The sequence below is a fragment of the Streptomyces sp. NPDC057136 genome (genome assembly GCF_042670885.1).
Classification (GTDB): domain Bacteria; phylum Actinomycetota; class Actinomycetes; order Streptomycetales; family Streptomycetaceae; genus Streptomyces.
Genome location: NZ_JBHUUV010000019.1, coordinates 1 through 13680 on the forward strand (window position 1 = coordinate 1; position 13680 = coordinate 13680).

Here is a 13680-nt window from a genome sequence, read left to right on the forward strand (position 1 = left end):
CGGCGGCCGCCGCGTTCTTTTTCTTCCCCCCCCCGGGGGCGCCCGGCCGCGCGGGGGGGGGGGCCCCCCCCCCCCCGCGACGCGCGACCGGATCCGCGCAGGGCTCGATCAGAAGGCGAAGACCGCACCCTCGGCCAGGCTTCCCTGCATCTCGCACGGGTTGCCGAAGGCGGTCGACCAGGAAACGTTCCGCCCCTGCCAGGCGCCGCTGGCGGTGATCGCGACAGGGTCCCACTGGCGCGTGCAGGTCCGCTGTGGCGACGGCTTCGTCAGCTGGGTGAACTCGCCTTCGACGGAGTGCAGTTCCGCGCACGCGGCCGCGGGTGAGGGGTGAGTGCCACTGGGGCGGGGTGCGCAGCTCAAGGTCACGGCTCGCTCGACGGTGGCCGTGGCGGGCGTATCGCCCTTGCTGATCGTCAGCACGAGCGCCGACGGGGCGTACAGGCCGGTCGGCTGAGCAGGCTTGGCCTGCGCAATGCCCATGGCCGTCGTGCCGGTCGCGACAAGCACAGTTCCCGTGGCAGCTATGGCAATTCTGCCAAGCATGTAACGCATCTGTGAAACTCCTTCGCTTGGGGGGCGATTACGGTCGGGAGTCTTGCCCATGCGGACAGTGAGTGCATGTCGATCAGCTCTTTCCAGCCCTGCCTACTCGTCCCGGATCAACCGAATGGTCGTTTGGGCAGCTCGCGGCGGGCGCGGGTGTCTTCCGGGGGGCATCCATCATGTGGACAATTTGCGGTGGTACAACCGCGAACTACCGTCTGGCCTGCATTTATTGCAGACTGCTTCGCTCACCGAACAGACTGCTTCGGCCGGAAGTTGTCGCTGAACAGGGGGTCGGTGAGGCGCTGCCACCGGCCGTGCGACGGCCCGCACTTTGCGAGGGTCGTGGTCCTGGAGCCGTTGCGGCTGACGTATGGTGATGTCCACCGACGCGGGGTGGAGCAGCTCGGTAGCTCGCTGGGCTCATAACCCAGAGGTCGCAGGTTCAAATCCTGTCCCCGCTACTGCACGAAGAGGCCCGGATCCACTGGATCCGGGCCTCTTCTGTCAAGGGCGTGCAGGCGCCGGCTCCCGTACCGCCGGACGTCCGGACATCCATCCCGGATGCTGGGACATGGCCGCCGGGTGGCATTCCGGAACAGGCTTTCGGTATGACACAGATGGCAAGCGCAAACGAATCCGTAGTGGTGATCGGCGGCACCGGCAAGACCGGGCGCCGCGTCGTGGCCCGGCTCCGTGCACAGGGGGTGGAGACGCGGGTGGCCTCGCGGTCCGGGGAGACCCCGTTCGACTGGGCGGACCGGTCCACGTGGCGGCCCGCCCTCGCCGGGGCGAGCGCCGCCTACATCGTCCCGCTGGACACCTCGCCCTCCCCGACGCCCGCCCTGGTGGAGGAGGCCGTGGCGAGCGGGGTGCGGCGGCTGGTGCTGCTCTCCGCCCGCGGCGTGGACGTGCCCGGATACTTCGGGGCCTCCTACGACGGCAACGGGCCGCACACGGAGGCGGAGGCCGCGGTACGGGCCGCGGGTGTGGCCTGGACGATCCTGCGGCCCGGCTGGTTCGCCCAGAACTTCAGCGAGGGCGTCTTCCTGGACGACGTGAACGCCGGTGAACTCGCGCTGCCCACCGCGGACGGCGCCGCCGCGTTCGTCGACGCCGAGGACATCGCGGCGGTGGCCGTCGCCGCACTGACCGGGGACGGCCACGCGGGCGAGGTGTACGAACTGTCCGGCCCCCGGGCGCTCACCGTCGACGAGGTGCTCGCCGAGATCGCGAAGGTGACCGGGAGCCGGGCCACCTATGTCCCGACGGGCGAGGACGAATTCCGGTCGGGCCTGGTCGCCCAGGGAGTGCCCGAGGACGAGGCGGCGCTCTGGACCGCCGCGCTGGAGCCGGTCCGGACGGGTCGGGAGGCCACGGTGGCCGACGGGGTCCGGCGCGCACTCGGCCGCGCGCCCCGCGACTTCTCCGACTTCGTGCAGGACGCGGCGGCGGGGGGCGCCTGGCGGGTCTGACGGGACGCCCCCGCTGCTCAGCCCGCCGGCGCCTCGTGCTCCCGGCGGGCTTCGGGCACGGCCCGGCGGTACGCGCTGGGGCTCTCGCCCCGCAGCCGCTTGAACGCAGCGCTGAAGCCGAAAGCGTCCGCGTACCCCACGCGCCGCGCCACGGACGCCACCGTCAGCTCGGGGCGGGCCAGCAGATCCGCGGCGAGCGTCATCCGCCACTCCGTCAGATACGCCACCGGGCCCTCCCCGACCAGCTCCGTGAACCGCTTGGCCAGGGTCGTGCGCGACACTCCGGCCCGGCTCGCCAGCTCCGCGGTCGTCCACGGGTGCGCCGGGTCCTCGTGCATGGCACGCAGCGCGGGCCCCGCCACCTCGTCTCCGAGCGCCTGGTACCACTTGGGCGGTTCGGCCTCCGGCCGGTCGAACCAGTCGCGCAGCGTGCACACCAGCAGCCAGTCGAGCAGCCGGTCGAGCACGATCTGCCGGCCCGGCCGCGACCCGGTGATCTGTGCCTCCAGGTAGTCCCGCATCGGCGCGCAGTCGTCGCCGTCCGGTACGACGAGCGCCGGTGGCAGGACGCGCAGCAGCCGTTGCGGAGCTTCGGCCTGTACGTCGTAGGCGGCCGCCAGCAGCACGGTGGGGCCGGTGATCTCATCGGCGGGAGCCTGCTCGCCGCCCGTAGCGGTCAACCAGCGCACGTCCTGTACCGCAGCCCCCGTCCTGTCCCCCGAGCCCGGCTCCGGGTCGTCGGTGAAGACGAACGGCGCAGGCCCTCGTACGATCGCGGCCTCACCGAGCCCCACTCGCAGCGGCGCGCCACCCTCCGGGACGATCCACCCGGCACCCCGCAGCGGTACGCACAGGGTCAGATACGCCCCGTCCGTAAACCGCAGCGACCACGGCGGCCACAGCACCGAACGGCCGAACACCGCGCCTCTGCCCCGGACGCCGCCCAACAGTTCATCGAACACATCCATGCCGCAACGATAGGCAGACGCCCGGGCGTTACGGACGATCTCCTATGCACCGCGGACGGACGGCCATGGCTCCGGGTCCCGTCACGCGATGGACTTGCCCCATGACAACGAAGGCCACGAAGGCACCGCAGAGCACGCGAACCACCTCCTCCGACATCATCGTCCTGGGCGCCACGGGCAAGACCGGCCGCCGGGTCGTCCGGCACCTGCGCGACACCGGTACGGCCCGGGTGCGGGCGGCTTCGCGCTCCGGCGAGGTGACCTTCGACTGGACGGTCCCGGCGACCTGGGAGCCCGCGCTGAGCGGCGCCTTGGCCGTCTACCTGGTGGCGCCCGAGGACCCGGCCCCTGTCGGGGAGTTCGTCGCGGAGGCCGTGCGCGCGGGCGTACGCCGCTTCGTGGCGCTGTCCGGGCACGGTGTCGAGGCGGCCGGGGACGATTTCGGGCAGGGCATGCTGGCGGGCGAGGCGGCGGTACGGGGGTCCGGCGCCGAGTGGACGATCATCAGGCCGAGCAATTTCTTCCAGAACTTCGACGAGGACCTGTGGCACGCGCCGCTGAAGGCGGGCCTCCTGGCCCTGCCCATCGGTGCGATGCCCGAGCCGTTCGTCGACGCCGACGACGTGGCCGAGGTCGCGGCGGCAGTCCTCACCGGCGACGGTCACGAGGGCCGGACCTACGAGCTCACGGGCCCCCGCGCGCTGACGTTCGCCCAGGCCACGGAGACGATTGCCCGGGCGGCGGGACGCCCGATCCGATACGAGGAGCTGACCCCGGACGCGTACCGCACCGAACTCCTGGGCCAGGGCTGGCCGGAGGCCATGGCGGACCTCCTGGGCGGGATGTTCGCCGTGCACCGGGCGGGTCATTCGGCGGCCCTGGGCGACGGAGTCCAGCAGGTCCTCGGCCGCGAACCGGCGGACCTGGCCGCGTGGGCGCGACGCGTCGCGGCGAAGGGGACGTGGGCGTAGACGAGGCCCGCACCCGGCGTCCCGCGGCTCCCTGCCGTCAGCCCGAGCCGGCCACGCTCTTGGCTATCTTCCGGGCGTCCAGGGCCATTTCGCGGAACATGCCGCTGATCGGGTTGGTGAACCCGGTGAAGTAAAGGCCCGGCGCGTCCTTGGGCGTACGCCCCCCGTGCACCACCGGCCGGCCGCGCTCGTCCAGGACGCCGAGGTGGCCGACCAGTTGCTCCAGGTCCCGCCGGTACCCGGTCGCGGCGATCACCGTGTCCGGGGTGATCCGGGTGCCGTCGGCCAGGACCACCGCGTCCCCGTCGAGGGACTCCACGGCCGCCACCGGCACCACCCGGCCCGATTTCACCGCGTCGATCAGGCCCACGTCCTGGACCGGGATCGCACCCTCCTTGACGCGGGAGTACAGGCCCGTGGCGGGGCGGGGCAGGCCCTGGGCGGACAGGTCCGGGACGGCGAGTTTCGCCATGACCCCGCCCGCCCGGTCCACGAGCCGTACCGGCAGCCGCCGTACGAGGACGCCGGTCGCCTGCGCGGGCCAGCCCGCGGTGGAACGGCGGACGATGTGCGGAACGGTGCGTACCGCGATCCGCACCCGGGAAGCGCCGCCCTCCACCAGGTCCACGGCGATCTCCGCCCCCGTGTTACCGATCCCGACGACGAGGACGTCCTGACCGGCGTACGGGGTGGGGTTGCGGTACTCCGATGCGTGCAGCAGCTCGCCGGTGAACGTGTCGCGCCCGGACCAGTCCGGGACGCGCGGCGTGTGGTTGTAGCCGGTGGCGACGACGACGGCCCGCCCGGTCAGGACCCGGCCGCCGCTCGCGGTCAGCTGCCAGCCGCTGCCGTCGACGGCCCGTTCGATACGGGAGACCTCGACGCCGGTGACCACTTCGAGCGCGTGGTGCTCGGCGTACTTCTCCAGGTAGCGCACCACGTCCGCGCGGGACACCCAGCGCCCGAACCGGCGGGGCATCGCCAGGCCCGGCAGCGCGGACCAGCGTCGGGTGGTGTGCAGACGAAGCCGGTCGTAGTGGCGGCGCCAGGAGGCCCCGACGCTCTCGGACTTCTCCAGTACGACGGCCCGAACGCCCTGTTCGCGCAGGGCCGCCGCGACGGCGAGACCGCCCGGACCACCGCCGACGACATAGACGGGCCGGCCGTCGGTGCGGTCGATACGGGTGGAAAGGGGGCTGCTGGGGGCGGGTGTGCTTTCGGACATGATTATGGAGCGTAATCGTGCGATCACTTGATGGGTCTCGGTCAAGGTTGGAATCGGTTGCGAATTGATCACGGGTGCGTACGTCTTGCGTGCGTCTCGCGTTCGTCCCGCGCACCTCTTGCGCACGGCGGCCCCGATCGGGTGAACTGACGTACCGTCAGATCACGTTCCAGTGACCGGGAGGAGTCCCGATGCAGACGATCGTGCTCGGTGGGGCCGAGTGGCTCGCCGTCCTGCGCATAGGGCTCGGCCTGTGGTGGCTGGAGAGCTGGCGCCACAAGGACAGGAAGGGCTGGTTCGAGCGCGGCACGGGCATCGCCTGGGCGGCGGACGTCGCCGGAAAGCACCGCTGGCCGGTGGTCCGTGCCGGCTTCCGGCGCGTGGTCGAACCCCGCCCCAGGCTCATGGCGTACGTCGTCGTCTACGCCGAACTCGCTCTGGGGCTCGGGCTGATCGCCGGGTTCCTCACGCCGGTCGCGCTGGTCGGAGGACTGCTCCTGAACATCCTCTATCTGGTGCTGATGATCCACGACTGGGCCGAGCAGGGGCAGAACGCGATGATGGCGCTGATCTCGCTCGTCGCGCTGTTCGCGATGTCCTGGCAGACCTGGTCGCTCGACGAGGCGATCGGACTGTTCCTTTGACTCCTCAGGCGGCGGCAGCGCGCTACGACCTCCCGGAGCCGGACGCCTTCACCCGCCCCTACTGGGATGCCGCGGCGCAGGGCCGCCTGCTGCTGCGCCGCTGCGGCGCCTGCACCCGGGCCCACCACTACCCGCGCGAGTTCTGCCCCCGCTGCTGGAGCGAGGATGTCACCTGGGAGCGCGCGAGCGGCCACGCGACGCTCTACACCTGGTCCGTCGTCCACCGCAACGACCTGCCCCCGTTCGGCTCCCGGGTCCCGTACACGGCGGCGGTGGTCGACCTCGCCGAGGGCCCGCGGATGATGACGGAACTCGTGGACTGCGATGCGTCGGCCCTGACGATCGGCATGCCGCTCATGGTGACTTTCCGCCACGAGGAGGGCAGGGAATCGATCCCGGTCTTCGGCCCGGAGGGCTGATGCGCGCCGGTCACAGCCCCGGTTCACATCACAGCCCCGGTGCGCCCCACACCGGGAACCAGCGGGCCAGGTCCTTTTCCACTTTCAGGTCGTCGCCCAGGACCGCTCTCGCCTGCAGTTCCAGTTGGTTGTCGCGTTTCTCGGTGGTGCCGGGCAGTGGTGCGAAGGGGTAGAAGGTGCCGCGTTTGAAGAGGTAGACCAGGGCGAGCCCGCGTCCGTCCGGGTGGTGGAAGCCGATCAGTGAGCACAGCAGGTGCGGGCCGAAGCCGCCGTCCTGGAGCAGGGTGTTGACCGCGTGCAGGTCGTTGACCAGGGCCGCCGTGTCGTCGGGCGGCTGACGGGCGAGCAGCCACGTGTAGCCGTACGCGTCCCGGCTGAACTCCACCGGGATTCCGCCCCGGCCGGTGTCCGCGTCGAGCAGTTCCCGTACGTCCTCCTGGAGGCGGGCGAAGCCGCCACCCTCCACGCCTGCGAAGCAGACCGAGCCGAGGCCGGTGAGGGTGAAGCCCGCGGCCGCCTGGAGGGTCAGCGCGGCGGAGGGGACGGCGAAGAGCTGGTCGAGGTCGGGGCGGACCGGCTTGCTGCGGCCCAGGATGGTGTCGAGGAAGCCCATGGACGTTCCTTACGGCCGGGACAGGTCGGCGGAGATACGGGCGAGCTGGTCGAGGCGCTGTTCGAGCGTCGGGTGCGAGGAGATCAGCCGCCCGAAGCTCTCCTTGGAGGCGAACGCGGGTACGAAGTAGAAGGCGTTGTACGGCTCCGCCTTCCGCAGGTCCTCCGTCGGTATCCGGGCCATCTGTCCGCTGATCTTCGTCAGGGCCGAGGCGAGTGCCGAGGGGCGGCCCGTGAGCAGGGCGGCGGTGCGGTCGGCGGAGAGTTCGCGGTAGCGGGAGAGCAGCCAGGTCAGCAGGAAGCTCAGTGCGTAGACGACCGCGCTGATCAACGGGATCAGCAGGACGACGATGCCCGCAGGGTCGTTGCCGCGGCTGTTGCGCGCGAAGCCGCCCCAGAGTGCGATCCGGGTGATGACACCCGCGAGGACGCCCAGGAACGAGGCGATCGTCATCACCGCGACATCCCGGTGCGCGACGTGCGACATCTCGTGGGCGAGGACGCCCTCCAGCTCCTCCGGTTCGAGTCTGCGCAGGAGCCCGGTCGTGGCGCAGACCAGGGCCGTCTTCTCGTTGCGGCCGGTGGCGAAGGCGTTCGGCACGTCGCTCTGTGCGATCGCCACCCGGGGTTTCGGCATATCGGCCAGGGCGCAGATCCGGTCGATGGCGCCGTGCAGCTCGGGTGCCTCCTCGGGGGTGACTTCCCGGGCCCCCATCCCGTACGCCGCGATGCGGTCGCTGAACCAGAACTGGGCGACGAAGAGGCCGCCCGTGATGATCAGGATGAGGGGCCAGGAGCCGCGCAGGACCGCCAGGAGCACGCCGACGAAGACCACGTACAGCAGGCCGATGAAGAACATCGTCGTCACCATGCGCGTCGTCAGACCGCGGTCCGGGGCGTAACGGGAACGGGCTCGTGCCATGGGTGCCTCCCTACGGCCCATCTGTCTCCCATAATGCCCCTTTCTTGTTGAAATCGAATAAATCCGCCTGAGTCGTCGGGGGGCTCAGGGCCAGAGGAGCTCCCGTACCCATGACCCGCCGCCCAGATGCCCGTCCAGGCGGTAGCGCAGCCGTACGTGCTGGCGCCGCGCGTCGCCCTGGAAGAACTCGGCCTCCTGCGGCTCGACCACGTACCGGGTCCAGCTCCGCACCTCCGCGTCCGGCGTGGACGAGGCCCGCTCCCAGGCGGACTCGGAGGCCCGGACCAGCGCGTCCCGTGTCTCCAGGACCTCGCTCTGCCGTCCCACCAGCGCCGATGCCAGCGCACCCGTCGAGCGGGCGTGGAGATCGGCCAGGCTCTCCGCCGGACTCGCCGCGGTGACCGGCCCCCGTACGCGTACCTGCCGCCCCTGCGCCGGCCAGTAGAAGCCGAGCGCGGCCTGTGGGCGGGCGGCGAGCTGGTGGCCCTTCGCGCTGGTGGCGTGCGAGGCGAAGTGCCAGCCGCGCTCGTCCACGTCGTGCAGCATCAGCGTCCGGACGTCGGGGCGGTCCTCCTCGTCGACGGTGGCGAGGGACATGGTGTGCGGCTCCGGCTGCCCGGCGGCCACTGCCTCCGTGAACCAGGTGTGGAAGAGGGTGACGGGATCGCCGGGCGCGGTGGCCGGGTCGAAGGAGGGGAGGTCGATGTCCCACACGCGCTGGGCGTGGAGCAGGTCCAGGAAGGTGCTGTGCGAATCGGGCATGCGGCCATTCCATCGCAAAGGGGTCGGGGGGTGTCCGCTCACCCCCGCCCCAGCACCACCGTCCCCGAGGAGCAGAACCAGCCGCCCGTTCCCGAGGCCACCGCCAGTTCCGGCAGCCGGCCGCCCGGGCGGTGCACCTGGCGTTCGCCCGCCTCGCCCCGCAGTTGCCGTACCGCCTCCACCAGCAGGAACAGGCCCCGCATCCCCGGATGGCAGGCCGAAAGGCCGCCGCCGTCCGTGTTCACAGGGAGCTCTCCCGTCAGACCCGTGCGGCCCTTCTCCATGAACGCTCCGCCCTCGCCCTTCGCACAGAAACCCAGATCCTCCAGCGTCACGAGCGTCATGTAGGTGAACGCGTCGTAGATCTCGGCGAGGTCGATGTCGGCGGGACGCACCCCGGCCCGCTCGAACGCCAGCCGGCCCGAGACCGCCGCGGGGGAGACCGTGAAGTCCTCCCACTCGGACATCGTGGAGTGCGAGGCGTACTCACCGGTCCCGAGAATCCACACCGGGTCCTTCGCCGTGTCCGGTACGTACTCCTCGGCGGCCAGCAGGACCGCGCATCCGCCGTCGCTGCGGATGCAGCAGTGCAGTTTGGTGAACGGGTCCGCGATCAACGGCCCCGACAGGACCTCGTCCACCGTGATCGGGTCCCGGAACATCGCGTCCGGATTGGCCGCCGCGTTCGCCCGCGCCTGGACCGCCACCTCGGCCAGCTGCTCCGGTGTCGTCCCGTACTCGTGCATATGGCGGCGTGCGGCCATCGCGTACTTGGCGATCAGCGAGTGCCCGTACGGCACCTCGAACTGGAGCGGGCCACGTGCCCCGAACGACAGATTGGACGTCCTGCGCCCTGCCCTGATGTCGGCCCGGGCCGTCGATCCGTACACCAGCAGGACGGCATTGGCGTGACCGGCGGCGATGGCGTCCGCCGCGTGGGCCGCCATGACCTCCCAGGTCGCGCCGCCGACCGCCGTGGAGTCCACCCAGGTGGGGGTGAGGCCGAGGTACTCGGCGACCTCGACGGGCGCGAGCATCCCGAGCCCCGCGGAGGCGAAACCGTCGATGACGGACCGGTCGAGGCCCGAGTCGGTGAGCGCCCGGCGGGCGGCCTGGGCGTGCAGGGCGTACGGGGTGGCCTCGTCGACGCGTCCGCAGTCCGCCAGCGCTATACCGACTGCGGCGACCCGGCGCGGGGTGGTGGAGAGGGAGGAAGGCATGAATCTGACGGTACATCAGATGGTGGGAGCAGCAAGAGGGTTGCGCGAGCGGTGCGCGTGCGGGGCTCTGGGTTTTTCGGACCTTCACGCCTAGCATGACGGCCCGTCAGGTCGGGGCGCAGGTCCCTGACCGAGGGGAAGGAGCCCGATGATGGACGCCGCCTTCACCGCGGAACAGGACGAGATCCGCCGCACGCTGCGCGAACTGCTGGCTAAACGCTGTGGACCCGACGAGGTCAGGGCCGCCGTACGGACCGCCGAGGGGTACGACGCCGCCCTGTGGCGGCAGCTCGCCCGCGACCTCGGGCTGCCGGGGCTCGCGATCCCCGAGGCGTACGGCGGTGTCGGCTGCGGCACCGCCGAGCTCGCCCTCGCCTGCGAGGAGACGGGCCGGGCCCTGCTGCCCTCGCCGCTGCTCGCCACCGCTGCCCTCGCCGCCCCCCTGATCACCGCACTCGGCACCGAGGCCCAGCGCACCGCCCTGCTGCCGGCTCTCGCGGCGGGGGAACTGACCGCCACCCTCGCCGTCCCCGGCACCGGCCTCTCCACGGCCCTCGGTCTCACGGGCGACGACACGGGTGACGCAGGCGGCACCGGCGACTGGGCGGGCGGTGGTCGGGCCGGTGGCGTACAGGCGAGGCCGGCCGGTGGCGAGGAGGGCTGGCGGCTGTACGGCGAGGCGGCACAGGTCCTCGACGGCCACAGTGCGGGACTGCTCGTGGTCGCCGCGCACACGGGCGGCTTCCCGCGCAGCCGTACGCTCCTCTTCCTCGTGCGTACGGAGACGGCGGCCGGGCTCGTCCGCACCAGGCAGACCTCGATGGACGAGACACGGCCGCTCGGGCGTATCGAACTGCGCGACACCGAGGCCGAACTCCTGGGCGTGGACAGCGCCGTCGAGACAGCCGCAGCCCTGGCGGCGGCCGGGCGCACGGCCGCCGCGGTGCTCGCGGCGGAAGCGGCCGGGGCAGCGGCGAGCGCGCTGGAACGCACCGTCGAGTATGTGAAGGCCCGGGAGCAGTTCGGCCGGGCGATCGGCTCTTTCCAGGCGGTGAAGCACCGCCTCGCGGACGCGTACGTACGGGTGCAGGCGGCCCGCTCGGCCGCGTACTACGCGGCCTGGGACCCGACGGCCGCCGGTCTGGCGCTCGCGCAGGCGCTGGAGGCGCTGCGGGTCACCGCCGCCGAGGCCATTCAGCTGCACGGCGGCATCGGGTTCACGTGGGAACACGAGGCGCACCTCTACTTCAAGCGGGCCACGGCCGACGAACTGCTCTTCGGCCCCGTCCACCGGCTGCGCGACCGCGCGGCGCACCAGGCCGGGCTGTTCCTGACCGGTGGCGCCGGGGCCGAGGTGGCCGTCTGATGGCGCCCGGCGTCCGGCTGGTCCAGAAGATCTCCTCGACCCGCGCCTTCGCGAGGATCGCCCCGCATGTCATCCCTGTCATGGACCGTACGGTGCACCGGCTCACCCGGGGCAGGGTGATGCTCAGCGCACAGATGCTGCCGGGCCTCGTCCTCACCGTGCGGGGTGCGAAAAGCGGGCAGCTGAGGACAGTCCCCCTGGCCTGCATGCCGCAGAAGGGGCCGCCGGAGAGCTGGATTCTGGTCGGCAGCAACTTCGGCCGTACGGGGCATCCGGCCTGGACCGCCAATCTGCTCGGCTGCCCGGACGCCGACGTCAGCTGGAAGGGCCGGGACGTCCCGGTGCGCGCGCGACTGCTCCAGGGGGCGGAGCGGGCCGAGGTCTGGGAGGCGGCGCTGAGGTTCTGGCCGCCGTATGCGACGTACCAGGCGAGGATCGAGCGGGAGATCCGGCTGTTCCGGCTGGAGCGCCGGGACTGAGGGCCTGTTCGCCGTCCGAGGCCGCAGGCGCCGACGGCGGACCACAGGCACTGCTGTGGTCCGCCGTCGGTGAGACAGGACGACGTGGGTGCCCGGGTTGCGGCTGAGCGCCCAGCGTGTGAGGTAGGTCCGGCGCCGCGCCTACTTCGTCGGCTTCTTGCCGGTGATACCCAGGTGCACCAACAGGGCCAGATTGGGCCGGAGCTCGGCCTGCTTGACGCCCCAGGTGGTGAAGCCCTTCTGGTGCGAGGCCACCGCGGCCAGCATCGCGACCAGGGAACCCGCCATCGCCGCCGGACTGACGTCCTTGTCGACCTTGCCCTTGGCCTGAAGCTCCTTCACCGACTCCGTAAGGGAGTTGGTGACCGAGTTCAGGATCTTCATGCGGATCTTGTAGAACCGCTTGTCGCCTTCGGCCGCGCCGAGGTCGACCACCCGGAGGATGGCGTCGTGACGGCGCCAGAAGTCGAGGAATCCCTCGACCAGTTCCTCGGAGGTCTGCCAGCCGGCCTTGCCGACCCAGGAGCGGCCGGCGACCAGTTGGGTCAGCCCGGCACCCTCCTTGGCCATTTCCTCGGCGATTTCGAGGACGGCGCCCTCGACGTCGGGGAAGTACTGGTAGAAGGTCGCGGGTGAAGTCCCCGCCTTCCGGGCGACGTCGATGACTTTGACGTCCCGGTACGGCGAGGAGCTGAGCATCTCGCTGAGGCAGTCGAGCAGCTTCTGCCGCGTCGCCTGACCGCGTCGACCGGCCACGCGGCCGTCGACGGTGCGTACTTGTCCTGTCATGCCGTCAGCTTACCGAGGGGTGATCGGAGCGCGATTCGGCCGACTGCAAATGGGGAACGCCGCAGGACCGGCGGGGTGTGTGGTGGGTGTGTGGTGGGTTTTCGGCCACGAGCGGCGACGGGGGTCACCGCCCGCTGCGCGCGCGGCATGAGTGTCGGCATCGTGTCGGCGAAAGTGTTATCAACAGCCTGTGGACAACTTCGGTGGACAACTTTGTCCACGCCGGGCGCAGGGCCTTCACGATTAGGGCGAATGTTCTATATGGGTGCGTCGGGGCGCGCTGCGCCGCACCCGCCGTTACGTTGACTGTGACGGGCATCACTACTCGGGCGACACCGCTACGGAAGGATCCGGGCCCATGGCCGCATTCGCGCACTCCGTGCCGTGCTGGGTGGATGTGCAGCTCTCCGACCTCGAAGCGGGCAAGCGCTTCTACGGTGGGCTCTTCGGCTGGACCTTCCGCGCGGGCGACGGCCTGCCCTTCGCCGACGCCTTCAACGACGGCAGGCTCGTCGCCGCGCTCGCCGCCAAACGGGACGGCCGGATGCCGACCGCCTGGGGCGTCTACTTCTCCACCGACGACATCACCGCCACCGTGGCCCTCATCAGGGAAGCGGGCGGCCAGGTGATCACCGACCCCGTGCGGGCGGGCCGGGCCGGGGTGCTGGCCCAGGCCGCCGACCCCGGTGGCGCGGTCTTCGGACTGTGGCAGGCAGGCGACCGGGCGGGCTTCGAGAAGCAGAACGAGCCGGGTGCCTTCTGCTGGACCGAGGTCTACACCCGGCGGCCGGAAGCCGTGGACGCCTTCTACGAGCAGGTCTTCGGCTTCAAGCCGACGGATCTGGGCGAGTCCGCCGAGGGCGGGACCGGAACGGCCGAGTCGGGCATCGACTACCGGATGTGGTCGCCCGCGGGCACCGAGCCGGGGCCCGATACGGCGATCGGCGGGCGCAGTGTCATCACGGACGCCTTCCCCGCCGAGATGCCCAGTTACTTCCTCACCTACTTCGCGGTCGCCGACTGCGACCGGGCCGCCGAGACCGTCGTCCACCTGGGCGGCCGGGTCACCGCGCCGCCGTTCGACATCCCGTACGGGCGGATGGCGGTCGTCCAGGACGACCAGGGCGCCGCCTTCGCCGTACTCCAGCCGACCGAGCTCCTGCCCTGACGCGGCACCCGGTGACTGTCCCCGCCCGCATCCGGGGTGTCCCGGTACCGGATGAAGTGCCATAAGACACCCCGATCCGCCCCCGGGTTCGCAACGGGGGCCTCCGACAGGAAG

The 13680-nt window shown here is 71.4% G+C and carries 15 protein-coding genes and 1 tRNA gene; 8 read left to right on the forward strand and 8 right to left on the reverse strand.

Annotated features, from left to right (window positions below; genetic code table 11):
- Nucleotides 1-108: 108 nt before the first annotated feature.
- On the reverse strand, nt 109-555 hold the full coding sequence (locus tag ACFT7S_RS22225) for a subtilase-type protease inhibitor (RefSeq protein ID WP_382734551.1): 447 nt from the start codon (nt 553-555) through the stop codon (nt 109-111).
- 381 nt (nt 556-936) lie between these two features.
- On the opposite strand from ACFT7S_RS22225, the gene ACFT7S_RS22230 reads away from it, so the two are divergent.
- Nucleotides 937-1010 (forward strand) — tRNA-Met (locus tag ACFT7S_RS22230).
- A gap of 147 nt (nt 1011-1157) precedes the next feature.
- Nucleotides 1158-2021, forward strand: a complete 864-nt coding sequence (locus tag ACFT7S_RS22235) for an NAD(P)H-binding protein (RefSeq protein ID WP_382734553.1) — start codon at nt 1158-1160, stop codon at nt 2019-2021.
- Nucleotides 2022-2038: 17 nt separating this feature from the next.
- Here the strand turns inward: ACFT7S_RS22235 and ACFT7S_RS22240 are convergent, their stop codons facing one another.
- On the reverse strand, nt 2039-2989 hold the full coding sequence (locus ACFT7S_RS22240) for an AraC family transcriptional regulator (protein WP_382734555.1): 951 nt from the start codon (nt 2987-2989) through the stop codon (nt 2039-2041).
- A gap of 101 nt (nt 2990-3090) precedes the next feature.
- Between ACFT7S_RS22240 and ACFT7S_RS22245 the strand changes: the two genes are divergently transcribed.
- Nucleotides 3091-3960, forward strand: coding sequence for an NAD(P)H-binding protein (locus ACFT7S_RS22245; RefSeq protein WP_382734557.1), 870 nt, complete (start codon nt 3091-3093; stop codon nt 3958-3960).
- A gap of 37 nt (nt 3961-3997) precedes the next feature.
- Here the strand turns inward: ACFT7S_RS22245 and ACFT7S_RS22250 are convergent, their stop codons facing one another.
- A complete protein-coding gene (locus tag ACFT7S_RS22250) occupies nt 3998-5185 on the reverse strand; it encodes a flavin-containing monooxygenase (RefSeq protein ID WP_382734559.1) in 1188 nt (395 codons plus the stop codon).
- Nucleotides 5186-5376: 191 nt separating this feature from the next.
- Here ACFT7S_RS22250 and ACFT7S_RS22255 point away from each other — a divergent pair, with 191 nt between their 5' ends.
- Together ACFT7S_RS22255 and ACFT7S_RS22260 are read left to right on the forward strand one after the other, a co-directional pair.
- Nucleotides 5377-5829, forward strand: a complete 453-nt coding sequence (locus ACFT7S_RS22255; protein ID WP_382734561.1) for a DoxX family protein — start codon at nt 5377-5379, stop codon at nt 5827-5829.
- The gene (locus ACFT7S_RS22260; RefSeq protein ID WP_382734563.1) at nt 5826-6248 is read left to right on the forward strand and encodes a Zn-ribbon domain-containing OB-fold protein; all 423 of its coding nucleotides are present in this window, start codon (nt 5826-5828) and stop codon (nt 6246-6248) included. Before ACFT7S_RS22255 ends, ACFT7S_RS22260 begins: the two co-directional genes overlap by 4 nt.
- Nucleotides 6249-6276: 28 nt before the next feature.
- Here the strand turns inward: ACFT7S_RS22260 and ACFT7S_RS22265 are convergent, their stop codons facing one another.
- The 4 genes from ACFT7S_RS22265 to ACFT7S_RS22280 all read right to left on the reverse strand — a co-directional run bounded on the left by ACFT7S_RS22265 (nt 6277) and on the right by ACFT7S_RS22280 (nt 9764).
- Nucleotides 6277-6861 carry a hypothetical protein gene (locus tag ACFT7S_RS22265; protein WP_382734565.1) on the reverse strand — a complete coding sequence of 195 codons (585 nt, stop codon included), beginning with the start codon at nt 6859-6861 and terminating at the stop codon, nt 6277-6279.
- A 9-nt stretch (nt 6862-6870) separates the two neighbouring features.
- Nucleotides 6871-7782, reverse strand: coding sequence for a zinc metalloprotease HtpX (gene htpX / locus ACFT7S_RS22270; RefSeq protein ID WP_382734567.1), 912 nt, complete (start codon nt 7780-7782; stop codon nt 6871-6873).
- 84 nt (nt 7783-7866) lie between these two features.
- Complete coding sequence (locus ACFT7S_RS22275) at nt 7867-8544, reverse strand: pyridoxal 5'-phosphate synthase (protein WP_382734569.1); 678 nt, start codon at nt 8542-8544, stop codon at nt 7867-7869.
- Between the two features lie 38 nt (nt 8545-8582).
- On the reverse strand, nt 8583-9764 hold the full coding sequence (locus ACFT7S_RS22280; RefSeq protein ID WP_382734571.1) for an acetyl-CoA acetyltransferase: 1182 nt from the start codon (nt 9762-9764) through the stop codon (nt 8583-8585).
- A 151-nt stretch (nt 9765-9915) separates the two neighbouring features.
- Here ACFT7S_RS22280 and ACFT7S_RS22285 point away from each other — a divergent pair, with 151 nt between their 5' ends.
- Both ACFT7S_RS22285 and ACFT7S_RS22290 read left to right on the forward strand, forming a co-directional pair.
- A complete protein-coding gene (locus tag ACFT7S_RS22285; RefSeq protein ID WP_382734765.1) occupies nt 9916-11130 on the forward strand; it encodes an acyl-CoA dehydrogenase family protein in 1215 nt (404 codons plus the stop codon).
- On the forward strand, nt 11130-11609 hold the full coding sequence (locus tag ACFT7S_RS22290; RefSeq protein WP_382734573.1) for a nitroreductase family deazaflavin-dependent oxidoreductase: 480 nt from the start codon (nt 11130-11132) through the stop codon (nt 11607-11609). The genes ACFT7S_RS22285 and ACFT7S_RS22290 overlap by 1 nt, the downstream gene beginning before the upstream one ends.
- 141 nt (nt 11610-11750) lie before the next feature.
- On the opposite strand, the gene ACFT7S_RS22295 is transcribed toward ACFT7S_RS22290, so the two are convergent.
- Entirely contained in the window at nt 11751-12398 is a 648-nt protein-coding gene (locus tag ACFT7S_RS22295; protein ID WP_382734575.1) for a TetR family transcriptional regulator, read from the reverse strand.
- A 358-nt stretch (nt 12399-12756) separates the two neighbouring features.
- Here ACFT7S_RS22295 and ACFT7S_RS22300 point away from each other — a divergent pair, with 358 nt between their 5' ends.
- A complete protein-coding gene (locus ACFT7S_RS22300; RefSeq protein ID WP_382734577.1) occupies nt 12757-13566 on the forward strand; it encodes a VOC family protein in 810 nt (269 codons plus the stop codon).
- Nucleotides 13567-13680 lie beyond the last annotated feature (114 nt).